The sequence below is a fragment of the Paenibacillus sp. FSL R7-0272 genome, assembly GCF_037969905.1.
Lineage (GTDB): Bacteria > Bacillota > Bacilli > Paenibacillales > Paenibacillaceae > Paenibacillus > Paenibacillus polysaccharolyticus.
In genome coordinates this window covers 2216355-2231849 of the sequence record NZ_CP150221.1, presented here as the reverse complement: position 1 = coordinate 2231849, position 15495 = coordinate 2216355, and the positions used below count along the sequence as shown (strand labels likewise).

16 protein-coding genes are annotated in these 15495 nt (G+C 45.3%); 8 read left to right on the top strand and 8 right to left on the bottom strand.

What is annotated here, in order from left to right; translation table 11 throughout:
* Positions 1-24: 24 nt before the first annotated feature.
* Entirely contained in the window at positions 25-1104 is a 1080-nt protein-coding gene (locus tag MKY23_RS09930) for a tetraprenyl-beta-curcumene synthase family protein (protein ID WP_186809557.1), read from the bottom strand.
* A gap of 180 nt (positions 1105-1284) precedes the next feature.
* Here MKY23_RS09930 and MKY23_RS09925 point away from each other — a divergent pair, with 180 nt between their 5' ends.
* Both MKY23_RS09925 and MKY23_RS09920 read left to right on the top strand, forming a co-directional pair.
* Positions 1285-2625: a multi antimicrobial extrusion protein MatE gene (locus MKY23_RS09925; protein WP_336122305.1), complete on the top strand. Its 1341-nt coding sequence runs from the start codon at positions 1285-1287 to the stop codon at positions 2623-2625.
* A gap of 104 nt (positions 2626-2729) precedes the next feature.
* A complete protein-coding gene (locus MKY23_RS09920; protein WP_253495672.1) occupies positions 2730-3902 on the top strand; it encodes an MFS transporter in 1173 nt (390 codons plus the stop codon).
* Between the two features lie 109 nt (positions 3903-4011).
* On the opposite strand, the gene MKY23_RS09915 is transcribed toward MKY23_RS09920, so the two are convergent.
* Positions 4012-4209, bottom strand: coding sequence for a cold shock domain-containing protein (locus MKY23_RS09915; protein WP_056700251.1), 198 nt, complete (start codon positions 4207-4209; stop codon positions 4012-4014).
* A 163-nt stretch (positions 4210-4372) separates the two neighbouring features.
* Between MKY23_RS09915 and MKY23_RS09910 the strand changes: the two genes are divergently transcribed.
* The 5 genes from MKY23_RS09910 (at position 4373) to MKY23_RS09890 (ending at position 8503) form a co-directional block, all read left to right on the top strand.
* Complete coding sequence (locus MKY23_RS09910; RefSeq protein ID WP_090924721.1) at positions 4373-4606, top strand: hypothetical protein; 234 nt, start codon at positions 4373-4375, stop codon at positions 4604-4606.
* Positions 4607-4609: 3 nt separating this feature from the next.
* Positions 4610-4795 (top strand): hypothetical protein, encoded by a 186-nt coding sequence (locus MKY23_RS09905; protein WP_090924720.1) that lies wholly within the window; start codon positions 4610-4612, stop codon positions 4793-4795.
* 248 nt (positions 4796-5043) lie between these two features.
* Complete coding sequence (pepF, locus tag MKY23_RS09900; RefSeq protein ID WP_339837616.1) at positions 5044-6834, top strand: oligoendopeptidase F; 1791 nt, start codon at positions 5044-5046, stop codon at positions 6832-6834.
* A 134-nt stretch (positions 6835-6968) separates the two neighbouring features.
* The gene (locus MKY23_RS09895; RefSeq protein ID WP_154886587.1) at positions 6969-7355 is read left to right on the top strand and encodes a lipopolysaccharide assembly protein LapA domain-containing protein; all 387 of its coding nucleotides are present in this window, start codon (positions 6969-6971) and stop codon (positions 7353-7355) included.
* A 107-nt stretch (positions 7356-7462) separates the two neighbouring features.
* Positions 7463-8503, top strand: coding sequence for a M42 family metallopeptidase (locus MKY23_RS09890; protein WP_090924718.1), 1041 nt, complete (start codon positions 7463-7465; stop codon positions 8501-8503).
* 187 nt (positions 8504-8690) lie between these two features.
* Here the strand turns inward: MKY23_RS09890 and MKY23_RS09885 are convergent, their stop codons facing one another.
* The 4 genes from MKY23_RS09885 to MKY23_RS09870 all read right to left on the bottom strand — a co-directional run bounded on the left by MKY23_RS09885 (position 8691) and on the right by MKY23_RS09870 (position 13240).
* Complete coding sequence (locus tag MKY23_RS09885; RefSeq protein ID WP_154886589.1) at positions 8691-9635, bottom strand: hypothetical protein; 945 nt, start codon at positions 9633-9635, stop codon at positions 8691-8693.
* A gap of 195 nt (positions 9636-9830) precedes the next feature.
* Positions 9831-11768 (bottom strand): ABC-F family ATP-binding cassette domain-containing protein, encoded by a 1938-nt coding sequence (locus MKY23_RS09880; protein WP_339837611.1) that lies wholly within the window; start codon positions 11766-11768, stop codon positions 9831-9833.
* Positions 11769-11837: 69 nt separating this feature from the next.
* Positions 11838-12416, bottom strand: coding sequence for a TetR/AcrR family transcriptional regulator (locus MKY23_RS09875; protein ID WP_221786519.1), 579 nt, complete (start codon positions 12414-12416; stop codon positions 11838-11840).
* A 14-nt stretch (positions 12417-12430) separates the two neighbouring features.
* Positions 12431-13240 (bottom strand): DUF92 domain-containing protein, encoded by an 810-nt coding sequence (locus MKY23_RS09870; RefSeq protein WP_339837607.1) that lies wholly within the window; start codon positions 13238-13240, stop codon positions 12431-12433.
* Positions 13241-13480: 240 nt separating this feature from the next.
* On the opposite strand from MKY23_RS09870, the gene MKY23_RS09865 reads away from it, so the two are divergent.
* Positions 13481-13885 (top strand): hypothetical protein, encoded by a 405-nt coding sequence (locus MKY23_RS09865; protein ID WP_253495679.1) that lies wholly within the window; start codon positions 13481-13483, stop codon positions 13883-13885.
* 149 nt (positions 13886-14034) lie between these two features.
* Here MKY23_RS09865 and MKY23_RS09860 read toward each other — a convergent pair whose 3' ends face one another.
* Both MKY23_RS09860 and MKY23_RS09855 read right to left on the bottom strand, forming a co-directional pair.
* The gene (locus MKY23_RS09860) at positions 14035-14667 is read right to left on the bottom strand and encodes a fumarylacetoacetate hydrolase family protein (RefSeq protein ID WP_253495681.1); all 633 of its coding nucleotides are present in this window, start codon (positions 14665-14667) and stop codon (positions 14035-14037) included.
* A 75-nt stretch (positions 14668-14742) separates the two neighbouring features.
* Entirely contained in the window at positions 14743-15495 is a 753-nt protein-coding gene (locus tag MKY23_RS09855; RefSeq protein WP_339839349.1) for a glycerophosphodiester phosphodiesterase family protein, read from the bottom strand.

Sequence of the window (15495 nt, the reverse complement as noted above, 5' to 3'; positions counted from 1 at the left end):
AGGCTCCGCAACAATACACCTGACTTACATATGCTTCCGTATCCACCGACTGAAAATGAAGAAAAACACACGTGTCATTGGACTGTTCTTCATCAAGCGTTTGGACACGACGCGAACTTCATGCTGTTCGCTGACTTTGGGATCAGACAGGTAAATGGCTATCAGTCCTTCAATAATCATCCGGTGAAAAGAAGTTCCCGGAATCTTCTGCACATCACTGCGAGCCATCTCCACAATAAAAGCAATTCGATCCAGCATCATCTCTACATTCTCATAATAATTGCAGAAGTTGAGATCCCCACCGACACGATCCTCATCCTGATCGATCAAATAATCGAGCATGATGTGTAATGCGCATACGTGCGGGAAATAGGCAGTGTGGATCGATACCGCCTGCTCTTCGGTCAGCTGATCGTCACTTGCAGCGAGAAACAGCATAAATACACCCAGAGTAGAGCCCGTAGCAGCGGCAAATTCGTTCCAGCGAAACTGAGGTGTGCGGTGGCGATGCTCCGACCACCATTCGAGCAAAGCCGTTTCTCTCAGTTCCGGTTTGATGTGCTTATATACCTGCAGGTCCGTGTATAGGCCTGCCAGATCCTGTATTTGGGGCTTGGCTGACGCATATCCTGGTAGCTGACGAGTGAGCTCCTGACATGTCGTCACCAGATTCCGTAGGTAACCACCGTCATCCTGATCCTCACGGAGCGCATAATAATTGACAGGTGTTGCCTCGGGATCTACCGCATCAAGCATAGATTGATGGAGCAAGCGAAAATCAGCCGGGTCCATCGAGGTGCTGCGGTCACACAGATTGTCCAAATAATCACTTATGGTTTGATACGAAACGATTAGCGGAATAAGAATATGTCTATTGGACATATCCGCTAATGCATAGACAGTTCCACCTTCACAGTGAAATTGCTTATCCCTTAGACTGGCAAGTGCTTGAGTACGTAATTCCTCATTTGGAATTGTCTCTGCCTGAGCACGCCATCCATCCAATGCCTTACGCGTTTCCGGAATGGTGTATTTGTACACCCCTCTCATCAATGCCAGCGGTCCTCGCGGGTACTGATGACGTTTTCGATTTGATTGGCTCAAAATAAATGTGCCTCCACTTTGGTTGAATACGTATTAGAGCGATTTTAACCATTCCTATTATAATATGATCCCCTTAATTGTACAAATGATCTACCGCATAAACCGCGTAAAAAATCGCATCCCCGTTCAAAGCTTTATGATATACTATCCATATTTCTATCCATCAAAGGAGTCGTTGACATGTCGTCAGGTGAACCACTTTCGTGGAGACGGTTATTTTCTTTTTTTGTGCCACTTGGCATCTCCGCCTCTCTAGTTACGATATCACACGTAATCATTAACAGCACACTTGCACGCTCTGCTCATCCAGAGACTGTTATTGCAAGTTATGCCATTGCGGGAAGTTTGCTGACCCTCACGGAGCGTCCCTCCACCTTGTTGCGTCAAACCTGTTCCGCCCTGGTGCGGGACCGCCTCTCTTTTCAGGCTCTTACGTTTGTGACCAAAATATTTCTGGCTTGCGTGCTACTCATCGGATTTCTTATTGTGTACTCACCCATTGGTACCGGTGTGTTCAAATATTTATTCGGCGTCAGCCCGGATCTACTAAGCAAAGTGATCGACGTATACGAGATCCTGATGTACGTTAGTATTTTTTCTGTCATCCGCAACATCTACCAAGGCATAATCATCACGAACAATCGAACCAAATGGCTCACCATTGGTATGGTATTCAGGTTAGCAGGTATGTATGGGTTATCCTTGTACTTCATCTACACAGACTCTATTAACAGCGGTCGTGTAGGCGCTATCATCTTTGCTGCGGGAATGATGATTGAAGCTCTGGTTAGCTACTTGGAAGGCAGAAACATTATGAGAAAAATGCCTGCCAAGCTTGAGGATCATCCCGTTGAGAGCAAGGGAGATGTGTATCGCTTTTACAAACCGTTGTTGCTCTCCAGTTTTGTAGCCCTGTTTATAGGTCCTGTCATTAACATTGTTCTCGGTAAAACAACCGGAATCGCGCTGGCTATCTCCTCTTTTGCTGTAGCGAGCAGTCTGATGCAGCTCATGTTAAGCTTTTTTACCTACATTCATCAGATCGTGCTCAACTTCTATCTGATCGATGCCAAACTCGTTAAGAAATTTGCGCTCGTTACCGGTTTTATACCGTTCGCGATGACTGTCTCCATTGCGTATACGCCTCTGGGACCATGGGTACTCGAAAATATCATGAGCGTTCAGGGCCAGCTACTGGAGCAAAGTCTCTGGACACTTCGCGCCTTTGTGTTATTTCCGCTGATCTCTCCTTTTCTGGACTTCAGCAATGGTCTTATTCTGCTTCGCGGTCAGACCAAAACGATGTTTCGTTCACAGAGTGCCAATGCGATTTGCACAATTATAGTATTGCTTATTCTGGTAAGCATTTTCCCCGCTTGGAACGGTATGATCGGGGCAGCCGCCCAATCACTTGGTTTGCTTGCAGAACTTGTTATTGTCTGGCTGGTCATCCGGCGCACGCAAAAAGAACCAACGATGTCCATACCGCCATCTCGCGACTCTTCATCCTTGAAAGGCTAGTCCATTTGGGAACACATTCATATCATATGATCTATGAAACAAATTATAAGAAGTCTAAATCATGAAATAATCTGAATTTAGATTTAAGAACGGAGTCTCTCATCATGAAATCAAGTCATACGGCCCGGCCAGATCAGAACTGGCTCCGGGCACTGATGTTCACCATCTTTGGTTCTACCGCACTCGTAGTATCCTATTTCCAGCTTTACTTTAGCCACCTTGGCTTTAGCCCCGCCGAGATTGGTTACTTGTACGGTATTGGCCCGCTCATCTCGGTATTCTCTAATATGTTTTGGAGCATGGCTAGCGACAAATACAAAACAGTACGAAAAGTCATGATTCTATTGCTAGGCGGCCAGCTAATCACTGGCATCCTGCTTGCCAATGCATCAAGCTTTGGCGAAGTGTTTGTCCTTGTAACTCTATTTTACTTTTTCTATTATCCGGTCTACCCACTGTCGGATACGATGGCAATTACAACGGCGAATAAATATGGTCGAAATTTCACGTCTATTCGAGTGTTTGGCTCCATCGGATATGCTTTTTTTGCCCTTAGCATCGGTTATGTCCTCGGCTCTTTTGGTTCCGAATGGACGATGTGGATCTGCATTAGCCTTGCAGCTGCAACCTTACTGATCAGCTTCCAGTTACGGGACCAGCCTGCTGGTAGCAGTAGCAAAATGGATTTATCCGGATTGTGGGCTATCCTGAAACGCCGAGATGTTCTTGCTTTTTTCGGCTGTGTGTTTCTGCTGGCTATGGGTCATCGGATGAACGAAGCCTTTCTGACGATCACACTCAAAGATTTGGGTGCCAGTGAAGGATTAATCGGCTGGTCCCTGCTCATCTCCTCTGTGAGTGAGATTCCTATATTTTTGCTACTAAGCAAATACGGGAACAAATATAAGGAACTCCCACTTCTCACCTTAGCGGCCTTGATGTATACCATTCGATTATTATTCATGTCTGTCTCGCATACACCAGCAGCCGTTGTTTTTATTCAAACGATGCATAGCGTTACATTCGGTATCTTTTATGTCACTGCGGTTCGTTATATAACCCGACTCGTTCCCGATCATTTTCGAGCAACGGGCATGGCTTTATTTACGATTGTGTGGTCTAGCGCTTCTGGACTTTTAAGTGGAACCTTGGGTGGCTTGTTATTAGAGCTTACAGGACGTCAGACGTTCTATCTTACCGCAATGTCCTTTGCACTAGCTTCATTGATTGGTTTCGGCTTTCAATTGTTACGCACGACAACGCATCGTTCCACATGAGCGCTGAAAACCAAAAAAAGCACAGTCTCCAAATGGGGACTGTGCTTGTGTTTGTGATGTTCAGCTATAATCGATCATTTATAAGAAGTCCGTGAATTACGGAAAAATCTTACAATTTAGTTACGTTAGCTGCTTGAGGACCACGGTTTCCATCAGTGATTTCGAATTCTACCGCTTGACCTTCTTCCAATGTTTTAAAGCCGTCGCCTTGGATTGCGGAGAAATGTACGAATACGTCCTCGCCGCCTTCAACTGAAATAAAGCCATAGCCTTTTTCTGCGTTAAACCATTTAACTGTACCTTTCAAATGAACAACCTCCTAAAAATATCGCCATCTATGGCGAATATCCTTATTATACTGTATGGGCTTCCATTTTGCAATTTATCTTTTGCATAATTGATGAAAAAATTTGCTTTGCATCGTAGTGTACGGTATCATTTTACCAAAACCGTTAGTTTGGAGACTACCTATGATAAAAAAACATGAAATATACAAAACAGACAAGTGGAATATGATGACTGTAGAAGTACAAGGCAAGTATCTCGTTCTACGGGAAATATCAGAAGAATGGGGCGAAGAATGCCACACATTCCTTAGCCGCCCTGCATTAATGCATTGGGCCGAGCGTCGTTTCCCGAAAGAGGATTTCGAAAATCGTGAAGAGGAATGGCGTGCGCTAATGGCTGCCTTCAAGGGAGTTTAATCGATGCAGCTTGATTCAGGCAATGTCGTTATCTTCATTATCCTTGCCTTCGCGCTCGGGTTCGCACTGATCCTGGGACGTAATTCCGTTCCGGATCGTCTAAGAAGAGGAATGGCGCTAATCGCTACATTGCTCGTATGTTTTGCCTTTTTCCTCATCGTGTATTACCTCGTTAACATGGGAGCCTGATACAGAATTCTGAACGTGTTTACACGGGATTCAAGGCGCTCAAATATTTCGGCTGTGCCCAGGTCATACTATACGAAGTTATTAGGGACGAGTGATTCGTATGGTAAGGAGGAAGGCCGTTGAAATATCAGAAATCGTTATCTGTTCTTCTGGCTCTTAGTCTTATTCCTTCGTCTCCTGCTGCACTTGCACAGGAGACGAAGGCGGCTATGCCCGTATTTTCAGCACATAATCAAAGGAGGATTCCCATGAGTAAACTATTGAAACGTTCCGAGGTGCCAGCCGAGCATACATGGAAACTGGAAGATTTATTTGCCGATCAGAAGGCTTGGGATCAGGAGTATGAAGAAGTATCTTCTATGATGAAAAAAGCCTCCGAATTTCAAGGCAAATTAAATCAGCCTGACGTCCTTAAAGCCAGCTTCGAATTCGAAGACGAAATCGGGCTCAAGCTTGAACGGCTTTTCGTATATGCTCGCATGCACCAAGATGAAGACACAGCTAATCCTACATATCAAAGCCTGTCCCAAAAAGCTCAGAAACTCGGAGTACGGGTAGGCGAAGCACTTTCCTTTGTCACACCTGAGATTCTTTCTTTACCGGATTCAGAGCTTGACGCTCTTATTAAGAATGAGAGTCTCTCCGCATATACGTTTACCTTGGAAGAGATGAAACGGGAAAAGGCACACGTATTAAGCCAGGCGGAAGAAGCACTGCTCGCACAGGTCGGCAATCTGTCCCAAGCACCGCAGACCATCTTCAGCATGCTGAACAATGCGGATCTCAAGTTTCCACGGATTAAAGATGAGAATGGCAAAGAAGTCGAATTGACTCACGGCAGCTATATTCAGTTTCTTGAAAACCCAAACCGTGAAGTTCGGGAGCGTGCTTTCAAAGCGGTATATGAAACCTACGCAAAACAGAAAAATACGATCGCCGCAGCACTGAATGCCAACGTAACCAAAAATATGTTTTATGCCAACGTGCGGAAGTACCCTTCTGTCATGGAAATGAACCTATATGGTGACAACATCCCAACGGATGTGTATAACAACCTGGTAGACACGATTCATGAAAGTCTTCCGCTCTTGCACCGTTATATGGATCTCCGTAAAAAACTGCTGGGTGTGGATCAACTGCATATGTATGATCTGTTCGCCCCGCTTGTAGATGAGTACAAAATGGACATCACCTATGAAGAAGCTAAAAAGACGGTCAAGGAAGGTCTGGCGCCGCTCGGTAAGGAGTATGCAGAAGCTCTTCAAGCTGGTTATGATAACCGCTGGATTGATGTATACGAAAATGAGAACAAACGCTCAGGTGCGTATGCTTGGGGTGCTTATGGCACTCACCCGTATGTACTGCTCAACCATAAGGACAATCTGAACAGCATGTTCACGTTGGCACATGAAATGGGTCATGCGCTTCATTCCCATTATTCGGATACAACCCTTTCGTATCGTGATGCACAGTATACGATTTTCCTTGCAGAAGTAGCTTCAACGACAAACGAGGCACTGCTCATGGACTACATGTTGAATAAATCAACAGATCCGAAGGAAAAACTGTATTTACTTACGTATTATGCAGATCAGTTCCGGACTACGGTATTCCGTCAAACCATGTTCGCAGAGTTCGAGAAAATTATTCATGAACGCGCTGAACAAGGCGAAGCTCTTACACCACAGTTACTGTCAGAAATTTATTACGATCTCAATGTACAGTACCATGGCAAAAATATGGTCGTTGACAAAGATATCGAGATGGAATGGGCACGTATCCCCCACTTCTATAACAGCTTCTATGTATATAAATACGCTACAGGTTTCTCGGCAGCGACCAGCTTCTCGAAGCAAATTCTGGAAGAGGGCCAGCCTGCAGTCGATCGTTATCTCGGATTCCTGAAGAGCGGTGGAAGTGATTACTCCATCAATATTTTGAAAAAAGCGGGTGTGGATATGTCAACACCGCAGCCTATCCGCGAAGCGATGAGTGTATTCAAGGAATTAATCGAGCAAATGGAACAGTTAACCAAATAAGGTTGCGATCCCCTGTAATCTATATCCCTTGCCCCGGGCGGGCAAGGGATTTTATAATCAAGCGAGATGCAGTACTCTTGAAAAAGGGTAATGCATTCTAGTTCGCATTTGGTTCACAACAAGGAGGCAACATCATGAAAATGCAATGGGCACTTATCGCAGGTCTTGTTTTTGCGCTGCTGACAGGAATTTTTGCAGTCATCAATGTAGATTCTGTTCAGGTTAACCTGCTGTTCAATACGGTTCGGGTTCCATTGATTTTGCTGATTTTAGGCTGTACTTTAATTGGGGGTATCATTGTAGGTTCTTACGGAATTTACCGTCAATATCGACTGCAACGGGAGAATAAACGCCTGCATCTGCGTGTAGCTGAATTGGAAGCTTCTGCAGCCAGCGCTACTACACCCGTTTCTTACGATAACATGGATTCCACCCGCTCAACCGAACCTGAACACGATCACCAGCTGCACAACGATTCAATCCAGACTCAGCAAAAAGGCAACAATACAGGTACGTTGTAGAAATCAATCAGAAACAGCCTGCTGGTAGATCGGAATGGACATGCATTCCCCCAGACAGGCTGTATTCTATTTGACCTGTACCTGCAAGACAAAGGAGGAAAATATTGATGAGTTTTACTATTGATGAATCTTACGTTCTGTCTTTTTTGAAAAAATTACTGGATACACCCAGTCCAAGCGGATACACCCACCACATTATAGAGATGATTCGCAAGGAAGCGAGTTCCCTGAACATCTCCTGTGAACTGAACAACAAAGGTGGAGCTATGCTCACACTGCCCGGTGAAGATCCTTCCAGAACCATTGCTTTAAGTGCGCATGTAGACACGCTCGGTGCCATGGTGCGGTCCATCACCTCTTACGGCACGTTAAAACTGACCTCTGTTGGCGGGTTTACGATGCATAGCATCGAGAACGAGTATTGCTCCATTCACACTAGAGACGGCAAGGTATATACGGGAACGATTCTTTCTCTGCATCCATCCGTGCACGTATACCCTGATGCTCGTACGTTTGAACGCTCGGAAAATCATATGGAAGTCCGGATTGATGAAGTGGTATCGTCCAAGGAGGATGTATTAAAGCTTGGTATTGGTGTAGGTGACTTTATCTCTTTTGATGCCCGGGCTGTCATTACACCAAGCGGTTACATCAAATCTCGCCATCTCGACGATAAAGCCAGTGTAGCGGCCCTGTTTGGTATTCTTGAATCCGCTCATCGTGAAGGCTGGAAGCCTGTACATAACGTTTCTCTGCTCATCTCAAACTATGAAGAAGTTGGACACGGAGCGGCATATATTCCGGCAGAGATCAGCGAAATGATTGCTGTGGATATGGGTGCCATGGGTGATGATCTTAGCTGTAAAGAAACGGATGTATCCATCTGTGCAAAAGACTCTTCCGGTCCTTATGACTACGATATGACAAGTCGTCTAATTGAACTAGCCAAACAGGATGGCATGGACTACGTAGTAGACATTTATCCTCAATACGGCTCTGATGGCAGTGCTGCCTTGCGCGGAGGAAACAATATTCGTGCTGCCCTGATTGGCCCAGGCGTTCACGCTTCTCATTCTATGGAGCGCACACACAAAAGCGCGGTAATCAATACAGCCAAGCTACTTGCTGCATACATCACTACGAAGTAAGGAATGACGGTAGATTAGGTTACTTCTTAATTCACAATTACTTTGTTTATTGCTTTGATTCAGTTCATTCAGTTAATTTGAGCTTTTCTCAATATTAAAAAGGACACATTCTTTCACCGCATGAACGGCGTGGAAGTTGTGTCCTTTATTATTTAAACCAAGTAGGCACAATAGGTACATCTCATGATCAGGCCTGTTCCACGTACTCTCGATACCGGCGTTCCTGAACCTGAAGCCGGGCTTCGTGATCCTTAATCTCTCCATGTAAAACCTGTATTGTCTGTCGTACCATGCTAAGTCCATGTTTCACCTGTTTCTCGGCACTACGAATTTTATCTTGAATCATCCAATCCACAAAGAAGTTATCAAAGAAATAGTCCGCAAAGGACAGCAGACCGCCCAAATTTAAATCGGCGTTTACCGCCATCTCTACATCTTCTAATTCCTTCTGAAAACGACGCAGACGCTTACCCGCATCCATAATAGCCACTTGTGCATCATCCATACGACTGCGCTTGATATGTGTGGAGATTGCACCTCCACCCATCATGTCATATATCCCCCAATTTCCTGCTGATTCTAAAGCTTTCTCTGCACGTTCAAGCGCATATACCAAGTAATCCCCTTCTCTGAGAGCTTCGTTAAGCTCCTGAAGTTCGCTCGCCAGATGTTCCTGATCTTCGGCCAATTGTTGCAGTTCTTCATCCTGCTTAAGCAGGCTTTGTTCTTTTTTCCCCCATAAAACTAGGTAGTCACTCTCCCATAACTTATACTGCGATTGTCTTTGAAGCTCTTGCTCAACTTGAATCCGTTGCTCTTGTACATCCTGTAACATTCGGCAAGCTGTATCATAAGCTGACTTGCTCTCCAGCAGCTCAAGCTCTTCTTTCTCCAAACGTTCCGTCTTCTTGCCGATCAGATCATAGAAAAATGAGGCCAAGCTCATGCCGTTCAGCCGATCCACGTCCTTCTGTTCTTTCTGAAGAGCTACGGTGCAATGTTCCACTTTCGCTTCCCACTGCTTCTCCTCCTCTTGGAGCTTATGGAGTCTTTTCGTCCATTTTTTGTAGATTCTTCCTTTTTCCTTAAGCATGGCGAGTTGTTCATTGATTTCATTATTGATCAATTTCACGCTCTCTCCCTTCTATGGAATTCATTACTAATAAAACGTAACAAACAAGGGTAACGTTTCATCTTTTATGTTCAATGTCTGGATTCATCTATGTTATTTAAAGCAAAAATGCCTCCTCCAAAGCGGCACTAAGCCGCCTGATGAAGAAAGGCATTGGTATGGTATAGTATGGTTTGTTTGCTTACGTCAACCAAATTAAGATTTGTTTTGCTCAATCTGCTCTGCTAGCTCGTTAAGTACAGTCCAGCGCTCCATCAATTCGTCCAAGTGACGCTCTGCCTCAGCCTGTTCTGCCATTAACTCTTGCAGACGCGCTGAATCGCTAAAGGCAGCTTCCATCTCCTTGTTAATCCGGGCGAGGTTTGCTTCAGCCTTTTCGATATTTTCGTCAATTTGATCGTATTCGCGCTGTTCCTTGAAGCTAAATTTCAATTTAGGTTTTGCCTGCGTTGTAACTGGAGTCGAAGCTTCAACGCTTTTCTCAGTGACCTGTTTCTTGGCTGCACTCGCACCGCTCTCTTGATTCCCGGCGGCATTTTTGAGCATCCATTCCGCATATTCACTATAATCACCTACGTGCACACGTACAGCGCCGTTCCCCTCAAACGCCAGCACTTTGTCCACTGTACGATCAAGGAAGTAACGATCATGGGATACAACAAACACAACCCCCGGAAAATCATCCAGATAATCTTCAAGCACAGCAAGTGTCTGAATATCCAAATCATTAGTCGGCTCATCCAGTAGCAGTACATTCGGAGCAGCCATTAAAATGCGAAGCAGATACAAACGACGTTTCTCTCCGCCCGACAACCTGGCAATCGGTGTCCATTGGGAGGTTGGGTTGAATAAAAAGCGTTCAAGCATCTGTGAAGCGGTGATCAATGAACCATCTGCTGTTTTTATATTTTCAGCCACTTCCTTGATGTATTCGATCACGCGCAACGTTTCATCCATCTCCTGATGTTCTTGAGTAAAATAACCCAGATTCACGGTTGGCCCCAGAACAACTTCTCCAGCGTCCGGTTGCAATCGACCTGAAATCATCTGTAGTAAAGTAGACTTACCGCTACCATTCGGACCTACAATGCCTACGCGGTCGCCAGGAACAGCAATATAGCTGAGATCGTTGATCAGCTTGCGGTTATCAACAGATTTGGAGAGATATTCAATCTCCAGTATCTTTTTCCCCAGACGCGTAGAACCAACAGACACTTCCAGAGAGCCCGAGCGTTGGACACCCTGCTGATCTTTCAGTTGTTCGAAGCGATCAATTCTCGCTTTTTGTTTTGTAGTCCGTGCTTTAGCTCCGCGGCGAATCCACGCAAGTTCGGTTCGTAACAGATTCTTGCGCTTTTGTTCTGAGGCTGACTCCCGTTCTTCCCGTTCAGCCTTCAGCTCCAGAAACCGTGTATAATTCGCCTCATATCGGAACAAACGCCCGTGATCAAGCTCCAGCATGACATTGGCCACTCGATCCAGGAAATAGCGATCATGCGTGATCATAAGTAATGCGCCACGGCGTTTCTGTAAATACTGCTCCAGCCATACAACAGAATCATTATCGATATGGTTCGTAGGCTCATCAAGAATGAGCAATTCACAAGGATGGATTAACGCGGAAGCAAGCGCAACCCTTTTTCGTTGTCCACCTGACAATGTCCCCATAAGTGCATCGAACTGCTGTATACCCAGCTTGGATAAAATGCTCTTCGCTTCACTCTCCATCTGCCAAAGCTGAAGTTGCTCCATTTGTTGGTTCAGGCGCATCAGACGTTCATTCAAAGCCGTATCTGATGGATTTAATTCCAGTAGTTCCATCGTTTCCGTGTACTCACGCACGGTTCTCATCTCGGCACTGTCACCTTCAAACACTTGTTGCAATACGGTGTTGTTCGAATTAAAATCCGGATTCTGCGCCAGAAACTGCACGCGTACATCATTGCCGATGGAAATCTGTCCCTCATCCGCAGGCTCCATACCTGCAATAACGCGCAAAAATGTCGATTTACCTGTCCCGTTTACACCAACAACACCGATTTTATCCTGATCCGCCATACCGAATGAAGCATCCTTAAACAGGATTTTCTCGCCATAACTTTTTGCAATCTGCTCTACGGTCATTATATTCATTGCACGTTACCCACACTTCTCTATAATTTGAAATGCTCTATCCTCAACTACACGATCTTGCATACCAGCTTATACTCGCAGAAATGAACGGCATCCGTCCAAAAACAGCGCCGCTGCAAAAGCAATTCGTTTGTTCAGGTCTTGTTCATTAAACTCTGGATTCAGCATAATATCCATCTTCAGCCGATCCAGAATGCCGATATACGCTTCAGCCAGTAACACAGGCTCAGGTACACCCGCACTTTCCAGAACTTTGCATACCATGCTCATATACTCGTTCATAAAAGCTTTCATAAACTTCATCAAATCCGGATCATTATTCGGTGCCATAAAAAATAACTTCGTATGATTGCGCCGTTCATAATAATACGTCAGATGTGTCTTGGCGATCGCGCCAAGCTTGTCACCCGTGTTCTCATGTGCTTGTAATGCATATTCCAGGCGGCTGATAAAGCTGTTACAATCCCGCTTGGATACAGCGACAAACAGTTGTTCCTTGCTTTTAAAATATAAATAAATCGTGCCTTTGGCAATGCCAGCTTCATCGGCAATATCGGACATTTTAGTCTCATAGAATCCTTTTGATCCAAATATGCCGTAGGCCGCATCCAAAATCGCCTCCGATTTGTCTCCCTGCACCGTATTCAATCTGTATCCCCTCCCTACAACGCCAAAAGGCTACCTAATCCTATAGCTATACATGCACCAATCACAGAACTGAGCACATTGACCAGATCATTACTCATCCAGGTCCAGCCCCGAGCCTGTATTGTTGGCTGACCACAATGTTCATGAACTTCAACCTCTCGGCCACATACTGTGCAACGATACATCTTTTGCACGGTTGCACCGAGATAGGAATCAGCGAACGCTCCCGCTAGCCCACCGATCAGTCCAACCAGAGTCCAGCCAAACCAGGATGTTTGCTCCAATCCGCTAATCGACGCAAAAGCAAATGCCCCGGTACCAATTACAATACCGCCGAGCGCAGCCGCTGAACTCCCTAACATAGAAACGCCTCCCGAGGCTCCGGGGGCTAACACCTTCCATGTGAGTATAGAGCGAGGGGGCTTGCGACTGAGACTTCCGATTTCGGTTGCCCATGTATCCGAGGTGACCGTTGCCATAACTCCGATAAAAGCATACAACCACGCTGGATGCGGCATGATCCAGTTGGCCAGACATAACAGCATACCTATACCGCCATTGGCCATCACTTGCCCGGCATCCCGATTACCCGTCTTGGCATAAGACTTCTCCATCTCCTGCTTGCGATCTTTGCGAAACCTGGAAAGCAGTGTTGACGTGATAAAAAATAACAGCAGTGTGCCAAACCAGAACAGATTGCCTGCACCGTAATATATCGTACCCATCAGAATTGCAGCAAGGCATCCAGACAGGGTTAGCGATTTCTTTGCATAAGCGGCCCCCGCTACCAGAGAAGCGCACACAGCGCCTATAATCCAATCCATAAGTTCTCCTGCATGTGACACCAATACCATGCACATGACGTTTTATATTTTTGAAAGTTAATTATACCACGGTTTTACGCCAAAGCAGAAACTGAACATGCGGCTAGACAAAACCTTATTTATTTTTAAGTTTTACTTCAGGTTTCCGAGTTACAATTGATCTAGCTCAAACAACAAAATTAACTGAACTACTTCGATTCAGTTCATACACAACATCACAAAACAAGGAGCATAATAACGATGAATATGAAAAGAGTTTTTATTCTAGGCACAATGATTGTTACAATGTCTTTCGCTGGTTCTGCATGGAGTAAATCTACCATCTCCCCCATTCCCGAACCCAAATGGTCTATTGTCGATCTGGAGAACAGCAATGAGAATGAAGATGATGATTTGCTTAGTGCACTGAACCAGGCTTCAGAAGAGGAGCTGGCGGAGAAACTGTATCAGGGACATTCACTACGAACAATTGCAGAGGGTAGCGGAGGCGATTTTGCTAAGGCCATTGCCATTCAGATTAAACAGCTTCAGTCACAGCTGGATGAGCGCCTTGCTAGCGGAAGTATCAGTTCTGAGCAGCACGCTCTTCAGTCCCTGGAAATTGCAGAGTTGCTCACAGAGAGTGCTAACAAAACATATATCTAGTTCCCGTTTCATTTCAATCTATAAAAACTTCAAGGCAGCGCAACGCAAAAAAGGAGCGCATAATCACGCTCCTCCTGTTAACACGAATCTATTTTGATTCTGTTTGTGCTCGGGTGGCATAAACCTTATGGATTATAGCGTTGATTCAATTACTCCGCTGCCTTGATCGTACATGCTCCTAATGATTCATCCGCCCACGCCAGCTCAAGCACATCTCCAGGCTGCGCAGCACCTACTCCCTCAGGTGTACCTGTAAAAATAATATCTCCCGGCCCCAGGCCATAATGATGACCTACATAATCCACAATATCTTGTAAACTGAAGATCATGTTGACGATATTGCCGCGCTGAACCTGAACGCCGTTCTTCGTCAAGGTGAAATCTTTTTCGAGTAGTGCTACTGCTCCAGGAAATGTCTGAAAGGGTGTGATGGGTGCGGAGTTTTTAAACCCTTTGGCGGCCGTCCACGGGTGTCCCTTTTTCTTAATCACAGTCTGCACATCACGCAACGTAAAATCAATACCAAAAGCATAGGCATCGACCAGTTCATCGACACGCACTCCCGGCTTGTAATCCTGACCAATGCGAATAACCAATTCAGCCTCATAATGAACTTCGCCTTTAGAAGCTGGCAATTCTAAACTTTCTCCATTCAATGGCACAACCGCATGAGAAGGCTTCATAAAAATCATCGGTTCATCTGGAACGGCATTACCCAGTTCCTCCGCATGAAGCTTATAATTTCGTCCTACACAATACACATTGCGAATATTCGTCAACATAGAGTTGCAACCACCTTTACTGGATTAATTACTTCGTTCATTGCTTCGTGTATTAGTTCGATTACAGCCTTACAATTAAGGTCTGAAAAAGCGGCTACTCGTCTCCTGAAATGCATCTTCCCAAACATCAGGACGATTCGTACATATCATCACATCCGGGTCGATGGTAGCCAGCTTTTTCATACTTGCCTTGTCATCCACTGTCCACGCCATCACTCGAATGCCGGCAGCATTCATCTCATTCATTAACGCTTTATCTACATTGGTGTATCCGATGGAGAGGAACGTGCAATGCATTTGTTTCAATGCTACAAGCAGATCCCCGGGTTTGGCATCAATGATGAGACCCGTTTCTAATTCAGGCGCAAGCTTTTTTACTTCAACCAGCGCGGCTGGCTCAAACGATGTGATGACAACATCATGCTGCATATGTCTTTTTCTAATTTCATGAATCACCGCTGCAGGCAGACCCGGATACATATCTCCTTGTGTTTTCAATTCGATGTTTAATCGAACTTTGCCACAGGAACGATCCAAGAGTTCACTCAGGGAAGGTATACGCTCTCCCTTGTAGTTCTTACCTTTCCATGATCCTGCATCCAGTTGTTTCAAGACAGACCAATCGGTATCCTTCACTCGACCTTTACCATTCGTCGTACGCTCCAATGTGAAATCATGGATCACCACAGGCACGCCGTCCCGGGATAGTTGCACATCCAGTTCCATCCACTGGACTTCCGGTCTTTCCATCGCCATATTAAATGCGGCCATCGTGTTCTCCGGTGCAATGGAAGAAAATCCACGATGGGCTACACACAGATTGTTCAT

What these genes read in the sequence shown, in the direction of transcription:
- MKY23_RS09925 (WP_336122305.1), top strand. Translation starts at nt 1,285, where the DNA reads ATGTCGTCAGGTGAACCACTTTCGTGGAGACGGTTATTTTCTTTTTTT.
- MKY23_RS09920 (WP_253495672.1), top strand. Translation starts at nt 2,730, where the DNA reads ATGAAATCAAGTCATACGGCCCGGCCAGATCAGAACTGGCTCCGGGCA.
- MKY23_RS09910 (WP_090924721.1), top strand. Translation starts at nt 4,373, where the DNA reads ATGATAAAAAAACATGAAATATACAAAACAGACAAGTGGAATATGATG.
- MKY23_RS09905 (WP_090924720.1), top strand. Translation starts at nt 4,610, where the DNA reads ATGCAGCTTGATTCAGGCAATGTCGTTATCTTCATTATCCTTGCCTTC.
- pepF (WP_339837616.1), top strand. Translation starts at nt 5,044, where the DNA reads ATGAGTAAACTATTGAAACGTTCCGAGGTGCCAGCCGAGCATACATGG.
- MKY23_RS09895 (WP_154886587.1), top strand. Translation starts at nt 6,969, where the DNA reads ATGAAAATGCAATGGGCACTTATCGCAGGTCTTGTTTTTGCGCTGCTG.
- MKY23_RS09890 (WP_090924718.1), top strand. Translation starts at nt 7,463, where the DNA reads ATGAGTTTTACTATTGATGAATCTTACGTTCTGTCTTTTTTGAAAAAA.
- MKY23_RS09880 (WP_339837611.1), bottom strand. Translation starts at nt 11,768, where the DNA reads ATGAATATAATGACCGTAGAGCAGATTGCAAAAAGTTATGGCGAGAAA.
- MKY23_RS09870 (WP_339837607.1), bottom strand. Translation starts at nt 13,240, where the DNA reads ATGGATTGGATTATAGGCGCTGTGTGCGCTTCTCTGGTAGCGGGGGCC.
- MKY23_RS09865 (WP_253495679.1), top strand. Translation starts at nt 13,481, where the DNA reads ATGAATATGAAAAGAGTTTTTATTCTAGGCACAATGATTGTTACAATG.
- MKY23_RS09860 (WP_253495681.1), bottom strand. Translation starts at nt 14,667, where the DNA reads ATGTTGACGAATATTCGCAATGTGTATTGTGTAGGACGAAATTATAAG.
- MKY23_RS09855 (WP_339839349.1), bottom strand. Translation starts at nt 15,495, where the DNA reads ATGAACAATCTGTGTGTAGCCCATCGTGGATTTTCTTCCATTGCACCG.